Source organism: Frigoribacterium sp. PhB24, assembly GCF_003755185.1.
GTDB lineage: Bacteria > Actinomycetota > Actinomycetes > Actinomycetales > Microbacteriaceae > Frigoribacterium.
The window spans coordinates 105,025-121,258 of the sequence record NZ_RKIC01000009.1 but is presented as its reverse complement, the minus strand read 5'-3'; the positions used below and the strand labels follow the sequence as shown (position 1 = coordinate 121,258).

The 16,234-nt window shown below is 73.6% G+C and carries 12 protein-coding genes; 5 read left to right on the top strand and 7 right to left on the bottom strand.

Annotated features, from left to right (window positions below; translation table 11 throughout):
• Positions 1-9: 9 nt before the first annotated feature.
• Positions 10-1,041, bottom strand: coding sequence for an alcohol dehydrogenase catalytic domain-containing protein (locus EDF50_RS01135; protein ID WP_123517509.1), 1,032 nt, complete (start codon positions 1,039-1,041; stop codon positions 10-12).
• A 79-nt stretch (positions 1,042-1,120) separates the two neighbouring features.
• Between EDF50_RS01135 and EDF50_RS01130 the strand changes: the two genes are divergently transcribed.
• Together EDF50_RS01130 and EDF50_RS01125 are read left to right on the top strand one after the other, a co-directional pair.
• Positions 1,121-1,642, top strand: a complete 522-nt coding sequence (locus EDF50_RS01130; protein WP_123517508.1) for a DoxX family protein — start codon at positions 1,121-1,123, stop codon at positions 1,640-1,642.
• A gap of 102 nt (positions 1,643-1,744) precedes the next feature.
• Positions 1,745-3,868, top strand: coding sequence for an ATP-dependent DNA helicase RecQ (locus tag EDF50_RS01125; protein ID WP_123517506.1), 2,124 nt, complete (start codon positions 1,745-1,747; stop codon positions 3,866-3,868).
• A 5-nt stretch (positions 3,869-3,873) separates the two neighbouring features.
• On the opposite strand, the gene EDF50_RS01120 is transcribed toward EDF50_RS01125, so the two are convergent.
• From EDF50_RS01120 to EDF50_RS01110, 3 genes are all read right to left on the bottom strand, one after another.
• Positions 3,874-5,472 carry an NAD(P)/FAD-dependent oxidoreductase gene (locus EDF50_RS01120; RefSeq protein ID WP_123517504.1) on the bottom strand — a complete coding sequence of 533 codons (1,599 nt, stop codon included), beginning with the start codon at positions 5,470-5,472 and terminating at the stop codon, positions 3,874-3,876.
• Positions 5,469-6,470, bottom strand: coding sequence for a zinc-binding dehydrogenase (locus EDF50_RS01115; RefSeq protein WP_123518360.1), 1,002 nt, complete (start codon positions 6,468-6,470; stop codon positions 5,469-5,471). The genes EDF50_RS01120 and EDF50_RS01115 overlap by 4 nt, the downstream gene beginning before the upstream one ends.
• 191 nt (positions 6,471-6,661) lie before the next feature.
• Positions 6,662-8,239 (bottom strand): cation:dicarboxylate symporter family transporter, encoded by a 1,578-nt coding sequence (locus tag EDF50_RS01110; RefSeq protein ID WP_123518359.1) that lies wholly within the window; start codon positions 8,237-8,239, stop codon positions 6,662-6,664.
• Positions 8,240-8,463: 224 nt separating this feature from the next.
• Between EDF50_RS01110 and EDF50_RS01105 the strand changes: the two genes are divergently transcribed.
• Entirely contained in the window at positions 8,464-10,227 is a 1,764-nt protein-coding gene (locus tag EDF50_RS01105) for an ATP-binding protein (RefSeq protein ID WP_123518358.1), read from the top strand.
• On the top strand, positions 10,224-10,937 hold the full coding sequence (locus EDF50_RS01100) for a response regulator (RefSeq protein WP_123517503.1): 714 nt from the start codon (positions 10,224-10,226) through the stop codon (positions 10,935-10,937). The genes EDF50_RS01105 and EDF50_RS01100 overlap by 4 nt, the downstream gene beginning before the upstream one ends.
• Before the next feature lie 15 nt (positions 10,938-10,952).
• Here EDF50_RS01100 and EDF50_RS01095 read toward each other — a convergent pair whose 3' ends face one another.
• Together EDF50_RS01095 and EDF50_RS01090 are read right to left on the bottom strand one after the other, a co-directional pair.
• The gene (locus tag EDF50_RS01095; RefSeq protein WP_123517501.1) at positions 10,953-11,720 is read right to left on the bottom strand and encodes a hypothetical protein; all 768 of its coding nucleotides are present in this window, start codon (positions 11,718-11,720) and stop codon (positions 10,953-10,955) included.
• Positions 11,721-11,809: 89 nt separating this feature from the next.
• Positions 11,810-13,012 (bottom strand): hypothetical protein, encoded by a 1,203-nt coding sequence (locus tag EDF50_RS01090; RefSeq protein WP_148076734.1) that lies wholly within the window; start codon positions 13,010-13,012, stop codon positions 11,810-11,812.
• 98 nt (positions 13,013-13,110) lie between these two features.
• On the opposite strand from EDF50_RS01090, the gene EDF50_RS01085 reads away from it, so the two are divergent.
• On the top strand, positions 13,111-13,467 hold the full coding sequence (locus tag EDF50_RS01085) for a hypothetical protein (protein WP_123517498.1): 357 nt from the start codon (positions 13,111-13,113) through the stop codon (positions 13,465-13,467).
• A 60-nt stretch (positions 13,468-13,527) separates the two neighbouring features.
• Here the strand turns inward: EDF50_RS01085 and EDF50_RS01080 are convergent, their stop codons facing one another.
• Positions 13,528-16,149: a carboxylate--amine ligase/circularly permuted type 2 ATP-grasp protein gene (locus EDF50_RS01080; protein ID WP_123517496.1), complete on the bottom strand. Its 2,622-nt coding sequence runs from the start codon at positions 16,147-16,149 to the stop codon at positions 13,528-13,530.
• Positions 16,150-16,234 lie beyond the last annotated feature (85 nt).

Sequence of the window (16,234 nt, the reverse complement as noted above, 5' to 3'; positions counted from 1 at the left end):
CGGTGCCCGTCAGAACACGGCCACCGTCATACCGGCCGTGACCGCCGGTCGATCCATGGCGGCCAAGGCGTCGGGCAGGTCGTCGAAGGCGATCGTGCGGCCGAGGGACTCCTGTGGTCGCAGTCGGCCCGCGACGACGTCGTCGATCATCGCGGCGTACTCGCCGACCGAGATGCCGTGGCTGCCCAGCAGTTCGAGCTCGTCGGCGATCACGCGGCCCATCGGGATCACCGGGGCGGCCTCGTCGTCGAGCAGCAGGCCCACCTGGACGTGCCGGCCCCTCGGCCGAAGGGACGCGACGGACGCCGCCGACGTGACCCGGCTGCCGAAGGCGTCGAGGGCCACGTCGGCCCCTCCGCCGGTGACGGCGCGCACCCGGTCGACGGCGAGGTCGTCCATGGGAACGGCCTCGGCGCCCAGTGCGGCGGCCCGCTCGAGCGCAGCGTGGGAGATGTCCGACGCCACGACACGGGCACCGGCGGCGACCGCCACGGCGACCGCGGAGAGACCCACCCCACCGCAGCCGAAGACGGCGACCCACTCCCCCGCCTCGACCCGGGCCCGGGCGTGGAGCGCATGGTAGGCCGTGCCGAATCGGCAGCCGAGCGCCGCCGCCTCGACGAAGCCGACCTCGTCGGGCAGGGCGATGACGTTCACGTCGGCGTGCGGGACGACCAGGGACTCGGCGTACGACCCGGCAAGGGTGAAGCCCGGCTGCTGCTGGCGGGAGCACACCTGGGTGGCACCGGCACGGCACTGGTCGCACGTGCCGCACGCGAAGACGAAGGGGGCCGTCACGCGGCTCCCCACGACGACCCGGGCGACGTCCGCGCCGACGGCCGTCACCACGCCCGCGAACTCGTGGCCCGGCACGTGGGGAAGACGCACCGAGTCGTCGTGGCCCTTCCAGGCGTGCCAGTCGCTCCGGCACACCCCCGTGGCCGCGACGCGGACCACGACGCCGTGAGCAGGAGGCACGGGTGCGGGGAGGTCGACGATGGACGGAACCGACCCGAACTGGTCGTACTGAACGGCGCGCATCCCTCGATACTGACACGAGCCGGCGGGCCGGACGCTCCCCCACCGGCCGGCGAGGACCTGCAGCGGGTAGGAACGGTGCATGAGCCTCGCATCCACCCTCCTCCGCATGACCGTCGGCGGTTTCTTCGTCGGCCACGGACTCCAGAAGCTGACCGGCGCCTTCGACGGGCCGGGCCTCGCCGGCACCGAGCAGATGATGGCCGGCACCGGCATGCACCCCGCAGCCCGGAACGCCCGCCTGGTCGCCGTCACCGAGACCGCCGGCGGCGCCGCCCTGGCCCTCGGCGCGGCGACCCCGCTCGCCGCCGCCGGCCTCGTCGGCACGATGGTCACCGCCGTGCGCAAGGTCCACCTCGCCAAGGGCCCGTGGAACACCGAGGGCGGCTACGAGTACAACGCCGTCCTGATCGCGGCGGCCGCGGCCGTGGCCTCCGGTCCCGGTGGCCCCTCGGTCGACCAGCTCTTCGGCAAGAAGTCGTGGGGGGCCGGCGGAACGGTCTTCGCACTGGTGGCGGGTGTCGTCGCGTCGTTCGTCGCGGTCGAACTGGGCAAGCGCGCGACGCCACCGGCCGAACCGGGCTCGGACTCCCCGGCGGACTGACCCGCCTCCTCGTCTCGTCCCCAGGGCGCGACCACCCGGCGACGGGTGGTCGCGCCCTCCGTCCGTCAGCCGGGTGACGGTGGCCTCTGCGACCATGGGCCCATGACACCGACGAGCACCGCGACCGACATCGACGCCGAGGCCCTCGAGCTGCTGCGTGCTCTGACCGGCCGCGACGACGCCGTCTTCCACGAGGGGCAGCTCGAGGCCATCCGGGCGCTCGTCGCCGACCGTCGACGAGCCCTCGTCGTGCAGCGCACCGGGTGGGGCAAGTCCGCGGTGTACTTCATCGCCACCCTGCTGCTGCGCCGACGCGGCACCGGCCCGACCCTGCTCGTGTCACCCCTGCTCGCCCTGATGCGCGACCAGGTCGCCGCCGCCGCTCGCGCCGGCGTGCGCGCCGTCGCGGTCAACTCGGCGAACGCCCACGAGTGGTCCGACGTCCAGCAGCAGCTCGTCGACGACGAGATCGACGTGCTGCTCGTCTCGCCCGAGCGACTCAACAACCCTCGGTTCCGCGACGAGCAGCTGCCCGTCCTCATCGCCCGCCTCGGCATGCTCGTCGTCGACGAGGCGCACTGCATCTCCGACTGGGGCCACGACTTCCGACCCGACTACCGACGCCTGGCCGACCTCATCCGCACCCTGCCCTCGGGCGTGCCCGTCCTCGCCACCACCGCCACGGCCAACGCCCGCGTCGTGGCCGACGTCGCCGAGCAACTGGCCGTGGGGCCGGGCGACGAGGTGCTGACGATCCGCGGGTCGCTCGCGCGCGCCTCCCTCCGCCTCGGCGTGCTGCAGCTGCCGACCTCGCGCGATCGTCTCGGCTGGCTGCTCAGCCATCTGACCGACCTGCCCGGCAGCGGCATCATCTACACGCTCACGATCTCGGCGGCCGACGACACCGCCCGACTGCTGCGCGAGGCCGGGCACGACGTCCGGTCGTACTCGGGCCGCACCGACCCCGAAGAACGCGAACAGCTCGAGCAGCGCCTGAAAGACAACGACCTCAAGGCCCTCGTCGCCACGAGCGCCCTCGGCATGGGTTTCGACAAACCCGACCTCGGCTTCGTGATCCACCTCGGCGCCCCGTCGTCACCCGTGGCGTACTACCAGCAGATCGGCCGCGCCGGCCGGGCCACCGACAACGCCGACGTGCTGCTCCTGCCCGGCACCGAGGACGCCGAGATCTGGCAGTACTTCGCCACGGCGTCGATGCCGTCCGAGGCGCGGGCCTCGGCCGTGCTCGCCGAGCTGGGCGAGACGCCCCTCTCGACCCCCGCACTCGAGGCCCGGGTCGACGTCAAGCGCACCCCGCTCGAGCTCATGCTGAAGGTGCTCGACGTCGACGGCGCCGTCCGCCGCGTGCAGGGCGGCTGGGTCAGCACCGGGCAGCCCTGGGTCTACGACGCCGAACGCTACGAGCGCATCGCCACCGCCCGGGTCGCCGAACAAGAATCCATGCTCACCTTCGAACGCGGCGAGACCTGCCGCATGCAGATGCTGCAGCTCGACCTCGACGACCCGGCCGCCGAACCCTGCGGGCGGTGCGACGTCTGCGCAGGGGCTTGGTACCCGACCGACATCGCCGGCGAGGCGGCCACCTCGGCAGCCAGCACGCTCGACCGGGTCGGCGTCGAGATCGACCCCCGCGCCCAGTGGCCCACGGGCGCCGACCGGGCCGGGGTCGCCGTCAAGGGCAAGATCCCCGAGGGCGAACGGGTCGAGCCGGGTCGGGCGCTCGCCCGACTGACCGACCTCGGGTGGGGCAACACCCTGCGCGAGGTCTTCGCGGCGAACGCACCCGACGCTCCCCTGTCGACGCATCTGCTCGACGGGGTGGTGCGCGTCCTGAAAGAGTGGCCGTGGGCCGAACGTCCCGTGGGCGTGGTGGCGATGCCGTCGACGTCACGCCCCCAGCTCGTCGGGTCGCTCGCCGAGGCCATCAGCACCGTCGGGCGTCTGCCGCTGCTGGGTACGCTCGGCAGCGCCCGCCCGTCGACCGGCCGCGGCCAGGGGGGCAACAGCGTCTACCGGTTGGCCGACGTGTGGCAGTCGTTCGAGGTCGGCCCCGAGCTCGCCGCGGCCCTCGCCGACGTGTCCGGGCCGGTGCTGCTCGTCGACGACCTGGTCGACAGCCGGTGGACCCTCACCGTCGCCGGTCGCGAACTGCGCCGCGCCGGCGCCCCGACGGTCCTGCCGTTCGCCCTGGCGATGGTCGGCTGAGCCGTTCAGCGCTCGAACCGCATGCCGTCCCGGGTCAGGGTGCTGTGCCGCATCAGCCAGACGTCCCGCGGGTAGTTCTGGTGCATCCGCCAGGGCGACCGTGCCCCCTGCCTCGGCATCAGGTGCACCCCGCGCGACACGTACCCGCTGGTCAGGTCGATCAGCGGGCTCGTCGGCCCCGGTCGCGTCGGCGCGACCGGGACGACCGACCGGTACCCGTGGCGATCGGCGTGACGCAGCAGCCGCGTGACGTAGTGCACGACGAGGTCGATCTTCAGCGTCCACGACGCGTTCGTGTACCCGATCGCGAACGCCAGGTTGGGCACGCCCGAGAGCATGAAACCCTTGTAGGTCAGTCGTGTCGCCGGGTCGACCTCGACCCCGTCGACCGACAACCGGATTCCGCCGAACAGCAGCAGGTTGAGCCCGGTGGCCGTCACGACGACGTCGGCCGCCAGCTCCTCCGTCCGCTGGCCGTCGCGACCGGCGACCCGGACGCCGGCCGGCGTGAACGAGTCGATGTCGTCGGTCACGACAGACGCCGAACCCGAGCGCAGCGCCCGGAACAGGGCACCGTCCGGAGTGATGCAGAGGCGCTGGTCCCACGGGTCGTAACTCGGCTGGAAATGTCGGTCGACGTCGAAGTCGTCGGGCAGGCGGCGCGCGACCTGAGCGCGGAGGAACGCCTTCATCTTCTCGGGCGAGCGCCGACTCGTCTGGAAGCTGAGCAGGGCCATGGCGATGCTCCGCCACCGGATGAGCCGGTCGTCGACGCTCCGGGGCAGCAGACGCCGCCAGGCCCAAGGCTCCTTCCGGCGCGAGGGCAGCGACAGCACGTAGGTCGGCGACCGCTGCAGCATCGTGACCTGCTCGGCGGTCTCGGCGAGGGCGGGCACGAGCGTCACCGCCGTCGCGCCCGACCCGATCACCACGACCCGCTTACCGGTCACGTCGAGGTCTTCCGGCCAGTGCTGGGGGTGCACCACGCGGCCGGCGAACGACTCCTGCCCCGGGAACGCGGGCGACCACCCCTCGTCGTATCGGTAGTACCCCGAACAGACGAACAAGAACGAGCACGTGATCGTGACGCGACGGGACGCCGGGGCGGCACCCGCGCCTCCTTCGCTCGACGCGTCGGCGGCACCGGCCGACCCGCCCGGCCCGGCCGCGGTCGCGACCTCGATCGTCACGGTCCACCGGGCGTCGGCCGACGACCAGTCGGCGGCGACCACGCGGTGCCCGAACCGGATCAGCGAGGCGATGCCCGTCTCGGCGGCCGTCTCGCGCACGTAGTCGCGGATCGCCGCCCCCGGGGCGATCGCCCGGCGGTCCCGCCAGGGCCGGAACCCGTAACCGAGGGTGAACATGTCGCTGTCCGAGCGGACGCCCGGGTACCGGAAGAGGTCCCAGGTGCCACCGATCGCGTCGCGTGACTCGACGACCGCGAGGCTGCGGCCCGGGAAGTCCCGGTGAAGCTGCGCGGCCACGCCGACGCCCGAGAGGCCGGCACCGACGACGAGCAGGTCGACGTGCTCGACGTCACGACGGGTGGCGTGGGCATCGCCGTCGCCGGGAGCCGAGGAGGGGCGGGTCGTGTCGCTCACGGGACGAGCACGATCCGGATCGGGTCGCCTTCCTTGCGTTCGAGCATCCCGACCGCCCGCTCGGCCTCGGCCAGCGGAACGGTCGCGCTGACCGACTTCGAGAACTCGAGCCTGCCCCGCGCCGTCAGGTCGACGAGCGTGGTGACGTCGGCGGGCTCGGAGCCGTAGTGGCCGAGGACCTGCTGCTGCAGGTAGCTGAACCTCGTCCCGTCGGTGATCGTGATCGGCTTGTCCGACAGGCCGACGAGCGTGAGACGGCCGCGGTACCCGAGGCAGGCGATCGCCTGCTCGCGTACGGCGGGCACGCCGGCGAAGTCGAACGCCCGAGCGAGTCCGCGCCCGCCGGTGGCCCGACCGAACGCCGTGGCGAAGTCCGGATCGGCGGGGTCGAGGGCCAGATCGGCACCGAACTCGAGCGCCCGCTCGCGAGCCCGGGGCAACGGGTCGACCGCGACGATCGGCGCGGCTCCGAGCAGCGCGAGCAGCTGCACGGCGTGCGCGCCCAGACCGCCGACCCCCCAGACGCCGACCGCCGTGCCGGGTCGGACGTCGGCCGTCGTGGTGAGCGCCGCCCACGGTGTCGACACCGCGTCGGGGATGAAGCAGGCCTGCTCGAACGGCAGCGAGTCGGGGATCGGCACGACCGTGTCGGCCCGGGCCACGGCGTGCTCGGCCCAACCGCCGTCGTAGTCGACGCCCCGGGTGAGGACCTGGCCGTCGCGCTCCTCGCCGGCCTGCAGCAGCACGCGGTCGCCGACGGCGAGGCGTGTGACGCCCTCGCCGACCTGATCGATCGTGCCCGCGACCTCGTGGCCGAGGGTGACGGAGTCTCCCGGCAGGTGCAGCGGCGTGAGCGAGCCCTGGATGAGGTGCACGTCGCTCAGGCACACCCCGGCCGCGGCGACGGCGATGCGGACCTCACCCGGGCCGGCGTCGGGGGTGGGCACCTCGGTGACCGAGAAGCGGCGGGTGCTGACGTCGAGGCGTCCGGCGAGCATGATGGCTCCGTCCTGCGGGGCCCGGTCGGTCGGCTCTGACCGCGGGGCGTGACCGCACATCTGATGCGACGGTACGCCGTCGACGCCGATGTTGCACGCTGCACCGCCCGGACACGGCAAGACCCCGGGAGTCTCCGGGACACCCCCGCGCGCAGGGGTGTCTCGGCGACTTCCCGGGGCCTGGGGAAGACCTACCTCACGCGGGGCTCGTCCTCGGGGCGTGCGTCGCCGGCGGACGCGTCGGCCAGGTGCTCGTCGGCGCGACGACCGTCGGTGCCGACCATGGCGTGCAGCGAGCCCGTCGAGATGCGGTCCGGCGAGGTGCCCTCGAGCGAACCCAACCCGCCCGTGCGGCCGTCGAGCAGGCGGGTGCCGCTGGGTCGGCCGGCGTCGTCGGTCGTCAGGGCGGCCTCGTCCTCGTGCGAGGCGGCGGCCAGCGGGCCGGCCGTGCCGGAGCCCGAGGAGGCGCCGTGACCGTCCGCGTTCATGGTCGCCTCGTCGAACGGCGCGCGACCCGAGAGCACGGTCTCGACGCGGTCCTTGTCGATCTGCTTGGTCCAGGTGCCGACGAGGATCGTGGCGACGGCGTTGCCGGTGAAGTTCGTCAGGGCGCGGGCCTCGGACATGAAGCGGTCGATGCCGACGATGACGCCGACGCCGTCCACGAGGTCGGGGCGATGGGCCTGCAGGCCACCGGCCAGGGTCGCGATGCCGGCACCGGTGACGCCTGCGGCGCCCTTGGACGCGATCATCATGAACAGCAGCAACGACACCTGCTCGCCGACGCTGAGCGGCGTGCCCATGGCGTTGGCGATGAAGAGCGACGCCATGGTCAGGTAGATGGCCGTGCCGTCGAGGTTGAACGAGTAGCCGGTGGGCACCGTGATGCCGACGACGGGCTTCGAGACGCCGAGGTGCTCCATCTTCGCGATCAGGCGGGGCAGCGCGACCTCGCTCGACGAGGTCGAGACGATCAGCAGGTACTCCCGACCGAGGTACCTCATCACCCGGAAGATGTTGACGCCCGTCACGAGCTTGAGGATGGTGCCGAGCACCACGGCGACGAACAGGATGCAGGTGATGTAGAAGGCGACCATCAGGGTGCCGAGCGCGACGATGGCGGCGACGCCGGTCTCGCCGACGACCGCGGCGATGGCGCCGAACGCGCCGATCGGGGCGACCCACATGATCATCGCGAGGATGCGGAACACGAGCAGCTGCAGGTTGCGGACCCCCTCGAGGATCGTCTTGCCGCGGTCGCCCATGCGCTGCAGGGCGAAGCCGACGAGCAGGGCGACGAACAGGGTCTGCAGGATCGAGCCGCTGGTCAGCGACGACACGAGCGTCTCGGGGATGATCCCGAGGAGGAACGCCGCCGTGCCACCGGCCTCCTCGGCGGCGGGTGCCTCGTAGCCGGTCGAGCCCACCATGAGGCCCTCGCCGGGGTGGATCAGGTTGCCGACGACCAGGCCGATCGCCAGGGCGAAGGTCGACATCGCGATGAAGTAGCCGAGCGCGAGCCCGCCGACCTTGCCGACGGTCGCGGCCTTCGCGATCGATCCGACACCGAGCACGATCGTGCAGAAGATGACCGGCGCGATCATCATCGAGATGAGCGACACGAAGGCGGTGCCGATCGGTTTCAGCTGCACCGCGACCTCGGGCGCCGTGAGGCCGACGACGATGCCGGCCGCGACGGCGACGATCACCGCGATGTAGAGCCAGTGGGAGCGGTCGATGCGACGCCGGGCGCGGACGCCGTTCGTCATCGTCGTTCCGCCGGGGGTGGGGGTCTGCCGGCCCTTGTGCGTCTTTGCCATGGGGGTCTTCCTCGAGCTCGTGACCGGCGGCGTCGTCGTCGACGGTCGTGCGGGGTTCGTTGCGGCGACTCTGGCCGGTCGCCCGCCGGGCGTCGACGTTGTGGTCATACTGGTCGCGCCGGTCGTGCGTCATGATGGACCCCGGCCGCAGCGCAGCGAGGAGCACGTCCGAGATGACCGTCGATCCCACCAGGTGGAGCATCGCCACCCGGCTGTTCGCGCTGCTCGTGGTCTTCGTCGTCGCCGTGACCGTGCTCGCGACGGCCTGGACCGTCCGCTCGGCGCGCGACGACGCCGACCGCTCGGCCGCACGGGCCTGCCTGGCCCTCGCCACCTCGATCGCCGACAACCCCTACGTCGTCGGAGCCCTCGGCTCGTCCGACCCGAGCGCCCTGCTGCAGCCCTACGCGGTCGCCCTGATGAGCGACACGTCGACCGACTTCGTCACCATCATGCGCCCCGATCGCACCCGCCTGACGCACCCCGACCCCGACGAGATCGGGCGCCCGTTCGTCGGCACGATCGCCCCGGCGCTCGGCGGGGAGTCGTTCACCGAGACCTACGCCGGCACGCTCGGTCCGTCCGTGCGGGCGGTCGTGCCGATCGAGAGCGACGGCGAGGTGGTCGCCCTCGTCTCGGCCGGGGTCACGGTCGACAACATCACGCAGTCGGTCGGCGAGCGCCTTCCGCTCGTGTTCGCCGCCGCGGGGGCGACCGTGCTGCTCGGCGGCGGCGTCTCGTGGCTGCTCAGCCGGTACCTGCGCCGGGTGACCTGGGGCCGTGGCCCCGAAGAGCTCGCTCGGATGTTCGCGTACTACGAGGGGGTCCTGCACTCGGTGCGCGAGGGGCTCGTGCTCGTCGACGAGCGGGGGCGCCTGACGCTCTACAACGACCAGGCGGCCGAGCTGCTCGACCTGCCGACGGGGGGCATCGCGGCGCCCGTCCCGTTGTCCGAGCTGCGGCTGCCCGCCTCCCTGCGCGAGCTGCTGGCCTCGGGGCGCCGCGCCTCCGACGAGGTGCACGTGACCGACGAGCGCGTGCTCGTCGTCAACCAGGAGGCCACCGAGCCCACCGGCGGCCCGTCGCGCACGGCGCCGGCGATCGGACGAGGAGGCGCGGCGCCGGTGGGAGGCGCGGCGCCGGTGGGAGGCGCGGCGGCGGCCACCGGCGCGGCCCGCCCTCGTGCCCGGCGCACGCTCGGGACGGTGACGACCCTGCGCGACCACACCGAGCTCACCCATCTCTCGGGCGAGGTCGAGACCATGCGCACGCTGTCGGACGCGCTGCGGTCGCAGACCCATGAGTTCTCGAACCGGTTGCACACCATCGTGTCGTTGATCGAGCTCGGTCGTGGCGACGAGGCGCTGCGGTTCGCGGCCGACGAGCTCGATCTCGGTCAGCGCTTCGCCGACCGGGTCGTCACCTCGATCGACGAACCGACGCTGGCCGCCCTGTTGCTCGGCAAGGCGGCCCAGGCCCGCGAACGGTCGATCGAGCTGCGTGTCGACGTCGAGCCCGGCATCGGCCCGATCGACCTCGAGCCCGGGGACCTCGTGACGATCGTGGGCAACCTGGTCGACAACGCCTTCGACGCGGTCGCGCCGACCCTCGACCCCGCCGCTCCCCCGGCGCGACCGCCCCGGGTCGAGGTGACCGTGGCCCGGGTCGAGGACGGAGTCCAGCTCGACGTCGAGGACGACGGTCCGGGGCTCGACGACGTCGAGCTGGCCTTCCGCCGGGGGTTCAGCACGAAGCCGGCGGGGGCGGGTGGGCGCGGCATCGGCCTCGCGCTCGTGCGTCAGGCCGTGGGTCGGGTCGGGGGCCGGCTCGACGTCGTCACGGGGCCGGACGGGACCACCTTCTCGGTGCTGCTGCCCGACCGGGGGCCGGACGACGCCGCCCCCCTCACGCGGCGTCGGGGCGAGGTGCGGTCGTGACCCGCGCCTCCTCGTCCGACGACCGGGTCCGCGTGCTCGTCGTCGAGGACGAGCCCCTGACCGCGGAGGCGCACGTCGCCTACCTCGAGCGGTTGAACGGCTTCGAGGTGGTCGGTCGGGCCCGCGACGGACGCGAGACGCTCGACGCGGTCCGGGCGGCGGGCGGTCCCGACGGAGCGGGCCTCGACCTCGTGCTGCTCGACATGAACCTGCCCGACACGCACGGCCTGCAACTCTGTCGGGCCCTGCGTGCGGCGGGTTCGACCGTGGACGTCATCGCGATCACGGCCGTGCGCGACGCCTCGGTCGTGCGGACGGCGGTGTCGCTCGGCATCGTCCAGTACCTGATCAAGCCGTTCACGTTCGCGACCTTCGCCGACCGCCTCGGGGCCTACCGGTCGTTCCGCGAGTCGCTCGCCGCCGGGCAGGGGCAGGTGACCCAGTCCGAGGTCGACTCGGGCTTCGCCACCCTGCGTCGGGCGCCGGCGCCGCGGCTGGCGAAGGGCCTGGCCCCGGCCACGCTCGAGCAGGTCGTCGCGGTGCTGCGCCGGGGCGGATCTCCGTCCGCGGGCGAGGTGTCCGACGCCGCCGGGGTGTCGCGGGTGACCGCTCGCCGGTACCTCGAGCACCTCGCCGACACGGGTGCGGCGACCCGCGAACCCCGCTACGGCAGCCCGGGGCGACCCGAGCACGGCTACCGCTGGAACTGACCCGAGCGGACGCCCTCAGCGGCGGACGAGCCGCGCGATCTCGGGCAGCGCCGCGAGGGCGCCCGAGGCCCCGTGCTGGTCGGGGTCGAGCGCCAGGCGCCTCAGCCCGGCGCGCGTGTAGGTGCCGACGTCGGCCACGAAGTCGGCGGGTGCGCGCCAGACCAGCCGGTCGGCGGAGGACGCGTCGAGGCCGCGGGCGAGGGCGGCGTCCCGGGCGCGTTCGGGTGACGTGAAGGCGAGCAGGGTCGGCGTGCCCTCGTCGACGACGGCGAAGGGCTTCGAGGCCCCTGCCGTGCCGCGGTCGACGAACCACCAGGCCTCGAGTCGGAAGGCCGAGCGCCACTGGGCGACCGGGTCGTCCACCACGACGGCCGTGGTCCGCACCGGCGTCGCGTCGACCGGAGGCGGCGTCACGACGATCGGCGCCGCGGGCCCGGGAGCGACCCGAGGAGGCGCGGGCGGGGTCGAGGGCGTCCCTCCCCCCGGCGAGGCGGCCCGGTCGACGACCTTCTCGAGCCGGGAGCGCCTCCGCCGGACCAGCCCGACGCGGACGAGCAGCACACCACCGGCGACGAGCACGGCGACCACCGCCAGGGAGACCACGACGTCCACGGACGACTGACGCCCGGGAGCCACGAGCCCCACGAGTAGCACCGACGCACCGATCGGCGACCCGACCACGGCGATCGCGAGCAACACGACGCCCCAGGTGAGCGCGGCGGTGCCGGACGGGCCGCGAGGGCTCGACGGGCGGCGGGGGTCGGAGGGGGCGGTGCTCGGCATCGCCCCAGCGTAGGGCGACCCACCCGGCCTCGTCCGGGTAGCGGGGGCGCCCGACCTCACCCCGCCCTGTCCACCTGGTGGTCTGCGGCCTACTCGGCGGCGCGGGACCAGCCGAGCCCGCGGGCCTCGACCAGGCGGTGCAGCACCACGGTCATGGCGGTGAAGTCCTTCGACCCGAGGGCGTCGGTGAGGACGACGTAGGCGTGCGCGGCATCCGCCGGCAGCGAGGGCGTCGCGAGGGTCGGGTCGACCAGACGGGTCGTCCCGGCGTCGCCGGCGTGCCGACGCACCTCGTCGTGGTCGCGCAGGTGGAAGTTGACGAGCCGCTTGCCGTCGCCGATCGCGAACAGGCGGGCGATGATCGAGAGTCGTCGCATCGGCCGCCCTGCGGCACCGGCGAGGTTGCCGGCCGGCCCGTCGACCCAGCTCACCCGTGTGATCGAGTCCCACGGCACGACGACGCTGTCGTCGACGACGATCGCCGACGCGTGGACCGACAGGGACGGCCGGCCACGGCGACGGGCGGCTCCGACGTACTCGGCGAACGTCGCGATCGGCAACAGCGTCGGCAGGACCCAGAGGGCGACCACGATCCAGAGCAGCGCCGTGCTGGTGATCGCCCAGGTCACGAGCGCGGCGAGCAGGGCGAGCGCGAGGAGGACGCCGATCCCCGAACCGACGAGCTGCCGTCGGAGCCGTCGCCCGTCGTGGGCGACGACGAGCACCGGTGCGTCGGTCGGCCGGGCGAAGCGGTCCGAGGGGGTGGGCGCGGGCGCGGGTGCGTCGGTTGCGGTCGACCGTCGCGCCTGCCGGTCGAGGCCGAAGCTGCGCATCGCGTCGAGCGCGCCGAGGGGGGCGTACGGCCCCCGGCCCTCGACGTCGAAGAGGACGCCGAAGACACCCGTCCGTTCGGTGTCCGCCGCCCCCTCGACGAACCCGCGCGAGGGAAGGGCCAGGAGGCGCCCGGCGTCCTCTTCGGACAGCCCTCTGGCGACGGCGTGCTCGTGTGCCCGCGCGGGCGACGTGAAGGCCAGGACCATCGGACGTCCGTCGACGTCGGCCACCAGTGGCTGGACGTCGGGCAGCTCGCCGCGCGCGATGAACCACCAGCGGTCGAGGGCGAAGAGCGCGTCCCAGAGGTCGGCCTGGGCGTCGGTGTCGTCGATGCCCCGGAGTTCGGACACCCGGGTCAGCTCGTCGATGCGCTCGCTCGTCGCCCGCATCTCGTCGGCGGAAGGAGGCGGAGGGAGGAGGGGCGCGCCCGAAGCAGGCAGAGGGGTCGGTTCACTCATGGTGCCAGCGTAGGGGAACGACGAGCTTCGGCGAGATATCCTCATGGCGGAGCCGCCTACGGATCGACGGCGCCTCCCGTCGGCACTACGCTCCGACCATGGCCGACACGCAGGGACCCCAGATCGTCCGAGGCGACCCCGAGGTGACCCGGGCGACGCTCGAGCTCAAGCTGCCGGTGGCCATGCTGCCCGGCCTCGTGCGCCGAGCGCTGCAGGCGAGCCCCACGTTCTCGCTGAGCGACGCCGACGAGACGGGTGCCACGCTGCTGCGTCGCTCGGCCTCGGCGAGCGACGCGGACGCCGTCCGGCTGGACTTCGCCGCGTCCGACAAGGGCAGCCGCGTCTCGGCCGAGATCCACTCCCCCGCTGGCACGATCGGCACGTCGGTCAAGCGCCGCGACGACGACACGACCGCTCTGTTCGAGGCCGTCGCGAAGGCGGCCGGGCCCTTCTGACCGACGCCGTCACCGCGCCTCCGGCCCCCGTCGCACCGCGTGTCGGGCGCCGCACCGGGACTAGTCGCGGTGTCGTGCACGAGACGCGGTGCCGTCCGCGGGTGCCGCGGCGGCGGATGGGTCGGGCGGCTCGGACGCCTCGCCGACGATCCAGGTGTCCTTCGCGCCCCCACCCTGCGACGAGTTGACGATCAGGCTGCCCTCGGGCGCCACGCGGGTCAGGCCGAGGTCGGCCAGCACGCTCTCGCCCTCGCCCGTGCCGGTCAGGTAGACGAAGCAGCGCAGGTCGACGTGCCGCGGCTGCAGCCCGCTCGAGGTCAGGGTCGGGTGCGACGACAACGTCACCACCTCCTGCGCGACCCAGCCGGCCGGGTCGCGGGCGATCTCGGCCCGCCGCTCGGCCACGACCGCGGCGCTCGCCGAGGGTCCGATCAGCACACCCCGACCGCCCTCGCCGCCCACCGGCTTCGTGACGAGCTCGCCCACCCGGTCGAGCACCGCGAGCCGTTCGGCCGGATCGCCCGGCCGATAGGTCGGCACCGACTCGAGCAACGGGCGCTCGCCCAGGTAGTACCAGATCAGGTCGGGCACCGCGCAGTACATCGCCTTGTCGTCGGCGAGCCCGTTCCCGGGGGCATTGACCAGCACGACACCGCCCGCCGCCGCCACGTCCATCAGGTGCTCGCCGAGCAACGGGTCGTGCGGCGCGTGCACGTCGACCACCTCGCGGTCGAGGCGCAGGTAGAGGGCGTCGACGACGGCGCCGGTCCTGCGGTCGACGACCCGCGCCTCCCGCACCTCGACGTCGTCGGCCTGCAGCAGCGAGAGCCCGGCACCCTCGGCCAGCGTGCGGTGCTCGTACCAGGCCGAGCTCGTCGGGCCCTCGCTGAGGACCGCGCCGACGGGCTCGCGCGCCGCGTCCTCGCCGACCCGAGGAGGCGCGGCGTGGGCCAACACGGTCGCCCGCAGCACCGCGAACACGCTCGTCGGGTCGAGCAGCCCCGCCGGCCGCGGAGCGTCCGGCACCACCTCGTCGAGCACCCGCCGTGCCGCGATCGAGAACGCGGCACCACTGGGTGACCTCACGTTGTCCTCGAGCACGCGCCAGCCACCCAGCTCGTCGCGCACCAGGTCGAAACCCTGCACCGCGGCCCGCACCGCGTCCGCCGGCAGTCGCGTGGCCTCGTCCCGCCAGCCCGCCGCGCCGACGACCTGCTCGTGACCGAGCACTCCGTCCGCGACGATGCGGCGCCCGCCGTACGCGTCGCGGAGGAACGACTCGACGGCCCGGGCCCGCTGCGTGAGCCCTGCCGCGAGCAGGCTCCACTCGTGGTGTGTCACGATGCGAGGCACGAGGTCGCACCGGAAGGCCCGGTGGTCACCGTCCACGCCGAACCCCGGTCCGTCCCGTTCGCACCAGGCGTCTCGGGCGTCGCCCCGGGCATGGGCCTCGGTCGCGTCGAGCTGTCGGAAGAACCCGGCGATCTCGCGGTAGGCCGACCGGGGGTTCAGGCCGGGGCCGATCGCTTCGTCGCCGGCGCGGAACCGGTACCCCACGAGGGTCGGCGACGACGCGTCCGGCCCGGCGGCGGGGCCGTGGGTCTCGCGGACGACGAGGTCGACCACGTCGTCGAGTCGACCCCGTTCGGCGAAGGCGGCGCGCTGCCGATCGGCCGAGTTGCCTCGGGCGAGCGTGGCCTCGGCGAGGTCGTTCACGGTCTGCCAGTCGCCGAACTCCTCGAGCTGAGGGCGTAGCCGGGCCACGAGCTGACGGACGGCCTCGGCCGCGGGCAGCCGCGAGGGGTGCTGCTCGAGGTCGAGCAGCTCGCCGCCGAGCCCGCCGCGCGCCGCCTGCCACATCGCGGCACGGTGCAGCGGAGCGGCCCGGTGCTCGGCGGGGCGGCCGGCCTCGATGTCCGTCTCGGCCCGACGCACGGCGGCGCGGTAGAGCCCGGCGATCAGCACGGCGTCGTCCACCAGCGGGCAGGCGTCGCAGGTACGCAGCTCGAGGGTGGGCGCGTGGCTGGACGGTCGGACGTCGAAGTAGGCCATCTTGCTGTCGGCGATCACCCCCGTGTCGATCAGATCGGCGAGCAGTCGGTCGTACTCGGCGGCGTCGGCCATCGGCCCGGTCGCCCCGGCGCTCGGCCATCGCTGCCAGATGATCGAACGGATGCTCGCGTAGCCGGTGTCCTGCCCGTTCCAGTACGGCGAGCTGGCACTCAGCGCGAGCAGGGCCGGCAGCACGGGGGCGATGCGGCCGGCGATCCGCACGGCGAGATCGCGGTCGGAGACACCCACGTGGATCTGCAGGCCGCAGATGAGCTGCTCGTCGACGAGCAGCCGGTACTGCTCGTGCATGCGGCCGTAGCGACCCGTCGTGGTCAGCTCGAAATCGGCGAACTCGCTGCGCGGGGCCGTGCCGACCGCGCCGATCGCGAGCCCCTCGGCCGTGGCCACCTCGACCAGGTCGCGTCGCAGCGTCAAGATCTCGCGGCGCAGGTCGTCGAGCGTGGTCACGACCGGGACGTTGGTCTCGACCGTCGTGCGCTGCAGTTCGGCACCGTAGCGGTCGGCGGGCAGCCGGGCCAGCAGGTGGGGCGCCCGGGCCGACAGGCGCTTCGTCCCGAGGTCGATCAGGTGGAGCTCTTCTTCCGCCCCCAGCGTCAGCTCTGCGCTCATGCCTGCACAGTACGGGCGAGCCCGGGTCACACCACCCGCTTCATGAGGAATTCACACGATCGGAACACGAGGAGGCGCGGCGCCG